The following is an 11,037-nucleotide window of genomic DNA, read 5'->3' on the forward strand; positions in this document are numbered from 1 at the left end:
GTATGTCCCATAGCTCGGGGAAGAAACGGTGGCGGGCGCCGCCTTCCAGCATCTCCACCGGGCGACCCTTCAGCGATCTGGAGCCGAGCCCGATCGAGCGGTGGATAAGATAGAGGTGGTTGGCGCGGAACTTCTGGAACAGCTCGTCGAACTCGATCAGCGCCTCGGCGACGACGTAGGCGTCGCCATGGTCGTAGCGCGCGTCATAGACATCCGCGACGGTCAGCCCGCGGCCATCGAGGTATGAGGCCTTGAAGGCCCGCCAGAGGTCCGGCGGCATGCGCAAGAGCAGCTTGAAGCCTGGCGATTCCTGGCCACTGCCATTGCCGAGCTGCAGGCGGATCTGCTGATACTCCTTGGGCGACATGGTTTCGAGCACGTCGAGCTGTGCCGTCATCAGCCGCATCAGCCGGTGCACCCGGCCCATCAGCGTGACGATCCGGTGGGTATCCTCTCTCACCAGGTAATCGAGGACGTCGGCCAGCGTGTAGGCGATGAGCTTCATCCACAGCTCCTCGACCTGGTGCACGATCTGGAACTGCAGTTCGTCGGCATTGACCATATCGGCCAGCGGCTTCTGGCATTGGAGAAGCTTGTCGCATTGCAGATAGACACCGTAGTCGCGCATCTCGGGCGCCTCGATGCGGGCGTGGTATTCGGACTTCAGCATGTTCTTCTCCCTTGCCCGGGCCGCGATGCGGGCCATTCGTTGGATACTGAGACCAGGATAGGGCTTTTCGCTTGAACATTGTTCCTTTTTGTTATCCAAATGGCGCGATTTGAAGGACGACTGTCCTATTTAGAGCGAAATCTGGAGAACGATTGATGCTGGATGCCCTCGACCGCAAGATCGTCGCCGCACTCGAGCGCGACGCGCGCATCTCCTTTGGCGAACTGGCCGAGGAGGTCGGCCTCAGCAAGACGCCTTGCTGGAAGCGGGTAAAGGCGCTGGAGGAAGCGGGCGTCATCCGCGGCTATTCCACCCGCATCGATCCGGCCAGGATCGGCTTCGACATCGAGGCCTTCATCCAGGTGTCGATTGACTTCGAGGTGTCGGACGCCTTCGAGGCGGCGGTGCAGAGACATCCGCTGATCCGGCGCTGCTACGCCACCACCGGCGAGGCCGACTACCTCCTGCAGATCGTGACGGTTGACATGATGGCGCTCGACCGGATGCTGCGCGAGGAGCTGAGCCGCCTACCCGGCGTGCGGCGCACCATAACCTCGATGGCGATGCGTGAGATCAAGGGGGATATTTCCTTCGCCAACGCGGCGGCGCATACGCTGCGCCTCATCGCATAACGAGGTCCCGCCCCAGCCGCTTCGGCGGCTCGGCCCGCAGCACCACATTCGTCGTCACCGCGCCGTAGCGGCCGATGCCGTCGACGATTGCCTCGAGATCGGGCGGCGACGGGACGACGACCTTGACCAGGAAACAGTCCTCGCCGGTCACCCGCAGCACCTCGATCACCTCAGGCATCTGCGCGAATTTCTTCAGGCAGGACTGGATGTGCTCATGCGTGGTGCGCAGGCGGATGACGGCCATGGTGCCGAGCCCAAGCGCCGCGGGCTCGATCACCGCCCGGTAGCCGGCGACGATGCCGCGCTCCTCCAGCCGTTTCACCCGCTCGGAGGTGGCGGGCTGGGACAGGCCGACGCGGCGGCCAAGCTCGGAAATGCCGATGCGGCCGTCCTCCTGCAGGATCTCCACGATCGCCATGTCGGTGGGGTCGAGCCTCGGTCTTGCCTCGCCGTTTGCCATGCTTGCCTTCAATCCATCGGAATTCTTGCCTGCTTTCCGATGATCTCTCATTCCCTCGGCCAGAGGAAGGCCTAGAATTGCCGGTATTGCATCGGCAGGAAAGGCGGTCCATGAGCGAATTCATCATCGTGCCCGGCATTGGCGGCTCGGGCGAAGCACACTGGCAGACGCGCTGGCAGCGGGCGAACCCAGCGATGCGCCGCTTCAGCCCGGCGAGTTGGGAGCAGCCGGACCTCGACGACTGGATCGGCGCCCTCGACGCTGCGGTGGCGGCGGCGAATGCCCCGCCCGTCCTGATTGCCCACAGCCTCGGCTGCCTGCTCGTCGCGCATTGGCAGCAGGTCTCGCGGCGTGCGGTCGCCGGGGCTTTCCTGGTCGCGGTTCCCGACCCGGCAAGCGAGGCCTTTCCGGCCTCGGCACGAAGCTTCGCGGGCACGCCGGCAGGGCGGCTTCGCTTCCCCTCGCTCATCGTCGCCAGCAGCGACGATCCCTATGGCTCGCTGGAGTATGCCGGGACAAAGGCCGCGCAATGGGGAAGCGGCCTGCATGTTGCCGGCACACTCGGCCACATCAATGGCGACAGCGGACTTGGTGATTGGGCCGAGGGAATGGAACTGCTGGCGGCTTTCGCTAGCGAGGTGCAAAGGGAGACGGCAGGGGCCTAGTTGGCGGAAGCCGACGAACGATGACCTGAGCAAGGCGGCGAAGCGCACGGGGTGCTGAAGTCATCGCTACCGCCTCCGGGGCACCGGAGGATGGCCGCAGGCACTCACGAGCCACTCACCTCCTGTCCCGCCAGGGCATGTCTTTCTGCCAGTCGCCCGCCATGATCGAGCCGTAAGGGTCGACGAAGTCGTCGATCGTTGCAAGGCGGTGCCGCTCGATCTGGCCGACCACCTGGCTCGCGCTCTTGTAGGCCGCCGGCAGTTCCGACAGGTCCGGCGTGCCGAGCCAGAAGCGGATGTCGAGCCCGTTCGTCTCGGCCTTCACCACATCGTCGAAGTCGCGGCTGCCGATCACCTCGCGCAGATAGCGCGTGCGGCTCATGTTGCGGCCGGCGCCGTGCGGTGAAAAGCCGAGCGCCGCCTTCTTGTCGGCATGGCCGGCGATCAGGATCGGCTCGCTCATGTTCATCGGGATCAGCGTGCGGCCGTCATCGTCCGGCGAAAAGCCGTCGAAGGACGGCGTCGCCCCCTTGGCGTGGTAGAAAAGCCCGTCGTCGCGACGGAAGACGAAATTGTGCTCGTTCCAGAAGCGGTCGGCGATCTGGTTGCCGAGCTTGGCCTGGATGCGGTCATGGATGCGGAAATGGTTCTGCTTGGTCCATTCGCGAATGACCTGCAACGCGTCCCAATAGGCCCGGCCGTCCGGCGTGTCGGCCTCGATCCAGGCGGCACCCGGCGGCGTCTTCGGCGAGACGATCGCGGTATGCCGGCGGGCAACCGCCATGCCGCGCTTGTAGAGCATGGCGCCCGGGCCGCGCGAGCCGTGATGGGTGACGATCGCCGGCTGTCCGGTCGAGCGCAGATGCCCGACATAGAGGAAGTGGTTGCCGTCGCCCTGCGTGCCGAGATTGCTGTCGCCGATCGCTGTCACGTCGGAGAGGAACCGGTTGGCCTTGAAGCGCGCCGAAAGCTCGGCGGGCATCGCCCGGCCGCGCTGGTCCTTGCGGCCGCCGGGACCGAAATGGGTGATCTCGAAGGCGGCGTCGAGGATTTTCTTCGGGTCGTCGTTGCGCTTGAAGACGGTGATGGCCATCGAGCAGCAGATGTCGGCCGAATGGAAGCCGGGATGGATGGCGTTCCTGGTCGCCACGACGCCGCCTACCGGAATGGTGCCGGCCGGACATGCGTCAGGCATGACGACACCTGACACTACGGTCGGCGTACGCAGAAGCGCGTCCATCGCTTCCACGACCAGCCCAAGATTGTCTCGCTCGACATCATTTTCGGGTTCGAGGAAAACGCCGAACGGCAGCGCGTTGGTGCGCGGCATCATCTCGACCGGCATGAGCGTCTGGAGATGGGCGAATATCTCGTCCTGCGACCTGCCCTCGCCCTCCATGCGCTGGGCATCGGCGATCGCCCCGGGAAACCATTTCCCAGGCTTGAAACCCCACTGGATGAGATCCTTGCCGGTAATCACGGCCGTTCCCCGTCGCCAAAAAGGCGCGGTGAATACCACATCGCGCCGGCGCGAACCAGCCGGCACAATCGCCACCGCGCCGTAACGCGGCGATGCCATGATCAGATGACGACGCCGACGCGATCAGTTCGATGGAGATTTTTCGCGCGCGCGATCCAACTCTGCGCGCGCCTCCTCTTTCTGCTTCTCGGCATCGGCCTTGCGCTTCGGGCAGTCCTCGAAATTGTGGTCGCGGCCGCCGCAATAGGAGCAGCATTTCGCGGGCGCTTCCGGGTGGAGCATCGAAGCCATTCCCAAGAATGCACGAAAAGCTTTCCGGTTGCAGCAATTCGTGATGCGCCCGCAGCCGCCGGTTCAGCCAATGCTCCGATATTGCTGGAATTGCTTCTCTTTCACGCAATTCCGGACGGAAAACCGCTGCACACTTTTCCTGGAATTGCTTCTCTTTCACGCAATTCCAGACGGAAAACCGCTGCACACTTTTCCTGGAATTGCTTCTCTTTCACGCAATTCCAGACGGAAAACCGCTGCACACTTTTCCTGGAATTGCTTCTCTCTCATGCAATTCCAGACGGAAAACCGCTGCACACTTTTCCTGGAATTGCTTTAAGGAGCTCGCCGCTTGCGCGGCGGGCTCCCAGTTAATCACCCGTCACGCATGCGCGTGCGGATGATGGACATCCCAGACCGCCCAGGCCGATACGGCAACCACCAGAATGCCGAGGATAACATGGGTCGCCATCGCGTTGGCGTTTGCCATGAAGCCCAGCAGCCAGGGTGAAACGATCAGCCAAAGCCCGAGGACGAGATTGACCCATTCCTCCCACTCCGCGAACACCGAAAGCGTCGCCAAAGCCAACGCGCCGAGCGCAACGCCAACAATCCAGGCGTTCCACGCGGGCATCGTCTCAGCGGCGAAGCCGATGATCCAGGGGGAGATGAACAGGCAGATCGCAAGGACCAGATTGATCCAATCCTGGCCCCTCTTTCCTTCCATCATCATTGCCATAGACAACCTCCATGAAGATGAAGCTTGACCAAAGCACTACGTTTCGCGTGCAGAGCACGCTTAGTCATTGATATAATTACGTTTCAAAATCCTTCAAGGTTCAGGCCACTTTACCGGCCCGCTGCCTCCATGCGACCGGGCCGCTGGCGGCAGCCATCTCTCCCCGGCGCCGGGCGCCGAGATGCGTCGCTTTTTCCAGGGAACCCCCGGGGCATCGGCGCGTTCGCCTAGGAACAGCTCGGCAAATAGCAGAAATTTGCCTTGGCAAACAAAGTTGCCATATTAGCTGACTAAACGAATTGTGGTGCCGTGAACCGATGGCCAAGAAGAAATCGAGACCTATGCTTTCCGCGATCTCGCCCGCCTCCGCGGCCGAGGCCTATGAGGCTGCCTACTTCGCCCGCAAATGCGGCCTGACCCGCGACGAAGCGCTGAAGATGATGCGCGAGGCGCAGGCCGGCGTGAGGGCCCCGTCCGAAGGCAAGCGCAAGGGTTAGGCCCCCTACCCCCACCTCTGGCAAGCCTCCTCTCAATAGCCGCCGACAATCGGCAGGATCTCGCCGGTGATGTAGCTGGAGCATTGCGGCGAAGCGAGGAACACATAGGCCGGCGCGATCTCTTCCGGTTGCGCCGGCCGCTTCATCGGCGTCTTGGCGCCGAACTGGGAAACGTCCTCGGCCTCCTTTTCCGACGGATTGAGCGGCGTCCAGACCGGGCCCGGCGCCACCGCGTTGACGCGGATGCCCTTGCCGATCAGGTTGCCCGACAGAGCGCGCGTGAAGGCGTGGATGCCGCCCTTGGTCATCGAATAGTCGACCAGATGCTTCGAACCCTCGATGCCGGTGACCGAACCGGTGTTGATGATGGCCGAGCCCGGCTTCATGTGCGGCACGGCTGCCTGCGCCATATGGAAATAGCCGTAGAGATTGGTCTTCAGCGTGGTGTCGAAATGCTCCTCGGTGAGGTCGGTGAAATCGGTCGAATGGATCTGGAAGGCGGCGTTGTTGACCAGCACATCGAGGCCACCCAATGCCTTCACCGTCTGCTCGACCGCCTTGCGGCAGAAGGCGCGCCTGGCGACATCGCCGCGCAGCGCCAGGCAGCGCCTGCCCTCGGCCTCGACTGCGCGCTTGGTCGTCTCGGCGTCGCGATCCTCACTGAGATAGGCGATGGCGATATCGGCGCCCTCGCGCGCGAACAGCACCGCCACGGCACGACCGATGCCGGAATCGCCGCCGGTGATCAGCGCCACCTTGCCGTCGAGCTTCTTCGAGCCCTGCCAGAACGGCGCGTCGTAGAGCGGCGCCGGCTCGATCGCCCACTCCTCGCCGGGTTTTGGATGATGCTGCTTCGGGAAAGGCGGCACGGGATATTCGCGCGCCCCGGCCTGCATGGCACCCGGCTCTTTCGCCTTGGCCTTGCGGCGGTCATCGGCGTCGACCTTGCGCTGCACGCGGCGCTGCCTGCCTGCCGCCTTCGATGTGTCGGATTTCGTCAGCATCGCTTCGTCTCCTGGTTTCGATAAGGACAACGTCTGCCGCTCGAAAAGGTTGGCAAAGTCGAAACACCGGACCGGCCGCCCGCGGGCCTCGGCGCCGGTCGCGGCATATCAAAGTTAAATGCGACGACCGGCGCGCGATGGTAGTCGATGCAATGAGGGACCTTGTGGAGGCATCTGATGAAACCGGTTCTTGCGAGCAGTCCCCTTCTGGCCCTGGGCGTCGTCGCCTTCACGATCGCGCCCTTCGCCGGATTGCTATGGCGAACCCGGGAGTGGTTCGCCTGGTGACCGGCCGTGAGTCTGTTCCTGCCCCTGACGATCCGGTTCGCCGATGGCGGCTCGATGGTCGTGTCGTCCATCGCCGATGCCAAGAAGGCGCTCGCCAGGACATGGAAGGATAAGGACGCCGCGACCTATGTCGTGGCGGTCCGCCTGGTGGACGACGCACTCGCAGGGATCTGCCGACCCGCTGTTGCCTTCGACGCGTTCAAGACGGCCGCGGCGGAGCAAGGGCTGCTGAGGCCCGGCGACCGGAGCGCCGCGCTCGTCATGCTCGACGAGCTGTGGGCGCCGGGCAGCGCCAAGTCGGCGGCCCCCAGAAAACCCGGCTGATCGCCCATGGCCTGGAACGTCAGCATCGGCGACGAGGTGATCGTGAACGCCACCATCCTGAAGCTGCTCGGCAGCGGCCGCGCGCGGGTGCGGATCCCGACCCACAACTATCCTTTCGCCATCGACCCGCCGGCCGGGGCCAAGGCCGGCGACCCGATAATGATCGCCGGTCACATTACCGAAGTCGACCAGGACAGAGGCCGGGTTACGTTCAAGGCCGGCGGCCTGGTCACCGTCGACATAGCGTCGGTCGCCGCCTGGAAGTCGGTGCTTCGCGATCCGCCGTGACGCCTATCTCGGTTCCCGGTTCATGCTGAGATAGGTGGGGTCGAACTCAGCCAACTCCACCAGCAGATCCCAGTCGAGGATGGTCACGGTATAGCTCGACCAGCTGACCAGGCCGATGTTGCGCAGCATGCCGATGACCCTGTTCATATGGACGACCGACAGCCCGAGCACATCGGCAAGCTCCGCTTGCGACAAGGGAAGCTGGAAGCTCATCCCGCTGGTGCGCTTGACCACCTGGAGGCGGACGAACAGCTCGCAAATGAGATGGGCGAGGTGCGATGTCTTGGAACGCCGGCCCATGGCCACGATCCACTCCCGGTGGATGGCGCCGTCGACGAGCGTGTCCAGCCACAAAAGCCGCGTCAGATGCGGCGCCTGCTCGGTAATGGCGCGCAGCTTGCCGTGCTCGGCGGCGGCCACGCGGCATGGCGACAGCGCGATGATGCCGTGGTCCATCGTCTTCAGGAGAAAGGCGTGAAGGTCGACGAAGTCACCCGGAACCTGCAAGGACGTGAACTGCCGGCCGCCATCCTCGAGCACCTTGTAGCGCGCGGCAATGCCGTCGAGGATCAGGGTGCTGTGGGTCGGTCTCGAGCCTTCCGAAACGATGTCCTGCCCCGTGGCGACATGCCTTTCGGTCGAGATGGCACCCGCCAGCAATTCCTTTTCCGCCTCCGAGAGGTCGTCGTGCTGGCCAAGGTTCAGATACAGGGATTCGAGCATTCGGTTCCGATCCTGCGTGCACCGCCAAGAGCAAACGCCGCAGCCGGCGTCCGGTTGCAGCCGGGCTGACTAGGCATGCGCGTCGGGAGACTTGCCGACAGGAGAGCCGTCCCGGCGATCCCGCGCGCCGCGCGCCGTCCACGACTTGGGTTCACGAAATATTTCGCAGGGAACATCCGTTCCCGGCCACGCTTATCGTGATGCAAGGAAGCGGCGCTTGCGATTTCACGGGCGCCGTTTCCTTTGCACCCTCAAGGCGCATCAACCGATGGAGCAAAGTGATGGCAAGGAAGAATTCGTCAGGCGCGGCGAACGGCCTGGAGAGCCTGTTCGTGGACGGCCTGAAGGACATTTACTATGCGGAAAAGAAGATCCTGAAGACGTTGCCCAAGCTGGCGAAGGCAGCCCAGTCAAAGGAACTGAGCGCGGCCTTCGAGAAGCATCGCATGGAAACGGAGGGACAGGTCGAGCGCCTGGAACAGGTGTTCGAACTGATGGGCAAGGCCGCAAGGGGCAAGACCTGTCCGGCGATCGACGGCATCCTTGAAGAAGGGTCGGAAATCCTCGAGGAGTACGAGGACGAGCCGGCGCTGGACGCGGGCCTGGTGGCGGCTGCCCAGGCCGTCGAGCATTATGAAATAGCCCGCTACGGCACGCTGGTCGCCTGGGCGGAGCAACTGGGCCTCAAGGACGCGGTGCCGTTGCTGCGCGAAACGCTGGCGCAGGAGTCCGCCACCGACGAGGCGCTGAGCGCGCTGGGCGAAAGTGGCGCGAACCAGCGGGCGTTGCAGGCGGCAGCCTGAGCCGCCGGGCACCCGCTCTGGTCGCCCGCAACCGCGGTCCCGGTCGAGGCCGGGGCCGCGCGCGATCACAAGGATTCCCCGAACAAAACAAACGGGCGTCTCGGCCGCAACACGCTGCCGACGGCTCTGGCTTTGGCACGACGCCATGGAGCATGGCGCATCAGGCGGAGGATTAGGGGTTGGAACGAATATTCAACCGTGTCGCGGAGGCGGTCGCCCATGCCGCGGGCCGCCCTTGGGCTTTCGTCTCATGCTTGGCCTGCGTGGTCGTCTGGGCCTTGTCCGGTCCGGTGTTCGCCTTTTCGGAGACCTGGCAACTCGTCATCAACACCGGGACCACAATCATCACCTTTCTGATGGTGTTCCTGATCCAGAACACCCAGAACCGCGACGGTGCGGCCATACAGGCGAAGCTCGACGAACTCATACGGTCCGGACAGGGAAAGAACGACTTCATCGGCATCGAGCATCTCACGGAAGCCGAGGTGCAGGAGTTCAGAAATCGGTGCGCCGAGGCCAAGCAGGCTCAACTGCGCCCGCAGCGCGCCTACTGATTTCTGGACGCTGCAGTCGACGGCGGGTTGGCGGGGTTCCCAGTCCTGAAACAAAACGCGGGCGGTTTGCACTTTGCCAGGGGCCACAGCCCTGGCTACTCCAGTAAGGCCTCTCCCGCTGGCTCCGGCCGGCGGGCTTTTTAGCAATCACTAACGGAACCGAAGCGACCATGCGATATTGAATCAAAGTTTCGCATGGGGAGTTCCAATGCCTAGGCTTGCCGGCGGCGACCGGTTGTCATTTATCGAGCCGTTGATGCCGACGCTCGTCGACAAGCCACCGGAAGGCGATGGCTGGATTCATGAAGTTAAATTCGACGGCTACCGCTCCCAAATTGTTCGGGACGTGGACGGTGTGCGCATTTTCAGCCGCCGCGGGCTCGACTGGACTGCAAAATATCGCGACCTTGCCAACGCCGCGAGCGAGCTCGGGGCCGAGGACGCGATCATCGACGGCGAAGTGATCGTCACGAATGAGGCTGGGCTGTCCGACTTCAAGGCGCTGCGTAAGGCCATTACCAGTCGGCAACAGGACCTCTATTTCGTCGCCTTCGATCTTCTCCACCTCAATGGCCACGACCTCCGCGACATCGCGCTGGAGGACCGGCGCGAGATTCTGGCCGAGATGATCCCGTCTGGCGGGCGCATCCAGTTCAGTCAAGCGTTGCCGGGCGATGCCAAGTCCATCTTTCATCTCATCGAGCAAGCCGGGCTTGAAGGCATGGTTTCGAAGCGCAAGGACAGCAAATATCGCTCCGGCAATTCTACGGCCTGGCTCAAGGCCAAGTGCTACACGATCGACGAATACGAGCTGCTCGGCGTCGAGCGCGAGGCGGGCAAGCCTGCCTTCGCCCTCATGGCCGAGCGCGGCACCGGGCGCTATGTCGGCAGCGCCTTCATCACTCTAAACCGCGAAATGCGAGAACGCTTGTGGCAGCGCGTCCAGGAGCACGCAGGCACGGCGCCGAACGGCATGAGGCGGGCGGCGACGCAATGGGTAAGGCCAGGGCTGATTGGCCGTGTAAAGCACCTCCGTGGCGAGGAAGACCTGCGCCACGCGTCCTTGCAGGACTTCCGCGAGGAAGGGTCACCCTGGAGGCGGTCATAGGGGAATAGGCTCTGAAGTATGGTGAGGCGACGTTGACCGCCGCCTCACCCGCCTAGACGTGCGAAGGCCGCGCCTTCCAATAAGGCGGCGGCATATTTCCTTCCTCGATAAGGATGTCCTTCTTCCGGGCAAAGGCGGCAAAGATTCCCCTGGCCGTCTCCGCGTCGATGTCTCCGACCAGTGCCGCCTTGCACGCGCGGATGGCAGCTTTCTGCTCGGGACTGTTGCCGCACCAATCGGTGGCAAACTGGTATGCGTCAACCACGGTGTTGAGCTGACGGGGAAAACCCATTCCAACCCAAACTCGGATCGGCTTTTCGAATGGCTTTGAGAGCATCGCGACCTCCATCGCGAGACTTCAAGCGGCTAGCCCACCGCGGCCGCCGACCCTGGCCATCCATGGCGGCGGTGCGCTCAGTTCTTCAAGAACCTTGGCTGATTTTGCGAAACCGCAGAAGGCCTCCCTTGCGGCGTTTCGCGGGTAATCGCTGTCGAATGCCTTTTGGCAGGCTCGCAGCGCAGTGTCGTAAAT

17 protein-coding genes are annotated in these 11,037 nt (G+C 63.4%); 9 read left to right on the plus strand and 8 right to left on the minus strand.

The window, feature by feature from the left end:
- Positions 1 to 670, minus strand: a 670-nt coding sequence (locus tag EN781_RS13725) for a tryptophan 2,3-dioxygenase family protein (protein ID WP_127400058.1), incomplete at its 3' end; no start/stop codon positions are given.
- Between the two features lie 155 nt (positions 671 to 825).
- Here EN781_RS13725 and EN781_RS13730 point away from each other — a divergent pair.
- Positions 826 to 1,302 carry an Lrp/AsnC family transcriptional regulator gene (locus EN781_RS13730; RefSeq protein WP_127400059.1) on the plus strand — a complete coding sequence of 159 codons (477 nt, stop codon included), beginning with the start codon at positions 826 to 828 and terminating at the stop codon, positions 1,300 to 1,302.
- On the opposite strand, the gene EN781_RS13735 is transcribed toward EN781_RS13730, so the two are convergent.
- Positions 1,292 to 1,762 carry an Lrp/AsnC family transcriptional regulator gene (locus EN781_RS13735; RefSeq protein WP_126059122.1) on the minus strand — a complete coding sequence of 157 codons (471 nt, stop codon included), beginning with the start codon at positions 1,760 to 1,762 and terminating at the stop codon, positions 1,292 to 1,294. The two genes, EN781_RS13730 and EN781_RS13735, sit on opposite strands and share 11 nt — an antisense overlap.
- A 110-nt stretch (positions 1,763 to 1,872) precedes the next feature.
- Here EN781_RS13735 and EN781_RS13740 point away from each other — a divergent pair, with 110 nt between their 5' ends.
- The gene (locus EN781_RS13740; protein ID WP_126055216.1) at positions 1,873 to 2,427 is read left to right on the plus strand and encodes an alpha/beta hydrolase; all 555 of its coding nucleotides are present in this window, start codon (positions 1,873 to 1,875) and stop codon (positions 2,425 to 2,427) included.
- Positions 2,428 to 2,542: 115 nt separating this feature from the next.
- Here the strand turns inward: EN781_RS13740 and EN781_RS13745 are convergent, their stop codons facing one another.
- A complete protein-coding gene (locus EN781_RS13745; RefSeq protein WP_126055217.1) occupies positions 2,543 to 4,006 on the minus strand; it encodes an RtcB family protein in 1,464 nt (487 codons plus the stop codon).
- A gap of 6 nt (positions 4,007 to 4,012) precedes the next feature.
- On the opposite strand from EN781_RS13745, the gene EN781_RS13750 reads away from it, so the two are divergent.
- The gene (locus tag EN781_RS13750) at positions 4,013 to 4,552 is read left to right on the plus strand and encodes a hypothetical protein (RefSeq protein ID WP_127400060.1); all 540 of its coding nucleotides are present in this window, start codon (positions 4,013 to 4,015) and stop codon (positions 4,550 to 4,552) included.
- A 7-nt stretch (positions 4,553 to 4,559) separates the two neighbouring features.
- Here EN781_RS13750 and EN781_RS13755 read toward each other — a convergent pair whose 3' ends face one another.
- On the minus strand, positions 4,560 to 4,916 hold the full coding sequence (locus EN781_RS13755) for an SPW repeat protein (RefSeq protein ID WP_127400061.1): 357 nt from the start codon (positions 4,914 to 4,916) through the stop codon (positions 4,560 to 4,562).
- Between the two features lie 317 nt (positions 4,917 to 5,233).
- Between EN781_RS13755 and EN781_RS34325 the strand changes: the two genes are divergently transcribed.
- Positions 5,234 to 5,413: a hypothetical protein gene (locus tag EN781_RS34325; RefSeq protein ID WP_126055219.1), complete on the plus strand. Its 180-nt coding sequence runs from the start codon at positions 5,234 to 5,236 to the stop codon at positions 5,411 to 5,413.
- Positions 5,414 to 5,445: 32 nt separating this feature from the next.
- Here EN781_RS34325 and EN781_RS13760 read toward each other — a convergent pair whose 3' ends face one another.
- Positions 5,446 to 6,417: an SDR family oxidoreductase gene (locus EN781_RS13760; protein WP_126055220.1), complete on the minus strand. Its 972-nt coding sequence runs from the start codon at positions 6,415 to 6,417 to the stop codon at positions 5,446 to 5,448.
- A gap of 294 nt (positions 6,418 to 6,711) precedes the next feature.
- Here EN781_RS13760 and EN781_RS13765 point away from each other — a divergent pair, with 294 nt between their 5' ends.
- Together EN781_RS13765 and EN781_RS13770 are read left to right on the plus strand one after the other, a co-directional pair.
- Positions 6,712 to 7,029, plus strand: coding sequence for a DUF982 domain-containing protein (locus EN781_RS13765; RefSeq protein WP_126055221.1), 318 nt, complete (start codon positions 6,712 to 6,714; stop codon positions 7,027 to 7,029).
- A gap of 6 nt (positions 7,030 to 7,035) precedes the next feature.
- Positions 7,036 to 7,317 carry a hypothetical protein gene (locus tag EN781_RS13770; protein ID WP_126055222.1) on the plus strand — a complete coding sequence of 94 codons (282 nt, stop codon included), beginning with the start codon at positions 7,036 to 7,038 and terminating at the stop codon, positions 7,315 to 7,317.
- A 3-nt stretch (positions 7,318 to 7,320) separates the two neighbouring features.
- On the opposite strand, the gene EN781_RS13775 is transcribed toward EN781_RS13770, so the two are convergent.
- Positions 7,321 to 8,040: a Crp/Fnr family transcriptional regulator gene (locus tag EN781_RS13775; RefSeq protein ID WP_126055223.1), complete on the minus strand. Its 720-nt coding sequence runs from the start codon at positions 8,038 to 8,040 to the stop codon at positions 7,321 to 7,323.
- A 281-nt stretch (positions 8,041 to 8,321) separates the two neighbouring features.
- Here EN781_RS13775 and EN781_RS13780 point away from each other — a divergent pair, with 281 nt between their 5' ends.
- The 3 genes from EN781_RS13780 (at position 8,322) to EN781_RS13790 (ending at position 10,505) form a co-directional block, all read left to right on the plus strand.
- Positions 8,322 to 8,843 carry a ferritin-like domain-containing protein gene (locus EN781_RS13780; RefSeq protein ID WP_126055224.1) on the plus strand — a complete coding sequence of 174 codons (522 nt, stop codon included), beginning with the start codon at positions 8,322 to 8,324 and terminating at the stop codon, positions 8,841 to 8,843.
- A 179-nt stretch (positions 8,844 to 9,022) separates the two neighbouring features.
- On the plus strand, positions 9,023 to 9,397 hold the full coding sequence (locus tag EN781_RS13785) for a low affinity iron permease family protein (protein WP_126055225.1): 375 nt from the start codon (positions 9,023 to 9,025) through the stop codon (positions 9,395 to 9,397).
- A 208-nt stretch (positions 9,398 to 9,605) separates the two neighbouring features.
- Positions 9,606 to 10,505 (plus strand): ATP-dependent DNA ligase, encoded by a 900-nt coding sequence (locus EN781_RS13790; RefSeq protein WP_127400062.1) that lies wholly within the window; start codon positions 9,606 to 9,608, stop codon positions 10,503 to 10,505.
- A 52-nt stretch (positions 10,506 to 10,557) separates the two neighbouring features.
- On the opposite strand, the gene EN781_RS13795 is transcribed toward EN781_RS13790, so the two are convergent.
- Together EN781_RS13795 and EN781_RS35815 are read right to left on the minus strand one after the other, a co-directional pair.
- Complete coding sequence (locus EN781_RS13795; RefSeq protein WP_126055227.1) at positions 10,558 to 10,842, minus strand: DUF982 domain-containing protein; 285 nt, start codon at positions 10,840 to 10,842, stop codon at positions 10,558 to 10,560.
- A gap of 21 nt (positions 10,843 to 10,863) precedes the next feature.
- Entirely contained in the window at positions 10,864 to 11,037 is a 174-nt protein-coding gene (locus tag EN781_RS35815) for a DUF982 domain-containing protein (RefSeq protein WP_348631379.1), read from the minus strand.

The sequence above is a fragment of the Mesorhizobium sp. M4A.F.Ca.ET.090.04.2.1 genome, assembly GCF_003999085.1.
Classification (GTDB): Bacteria; Pseudomonadota; Alphaproteobacteria; order Rhizobiales; family Rhizobiaceae; genus Mesorhizobium.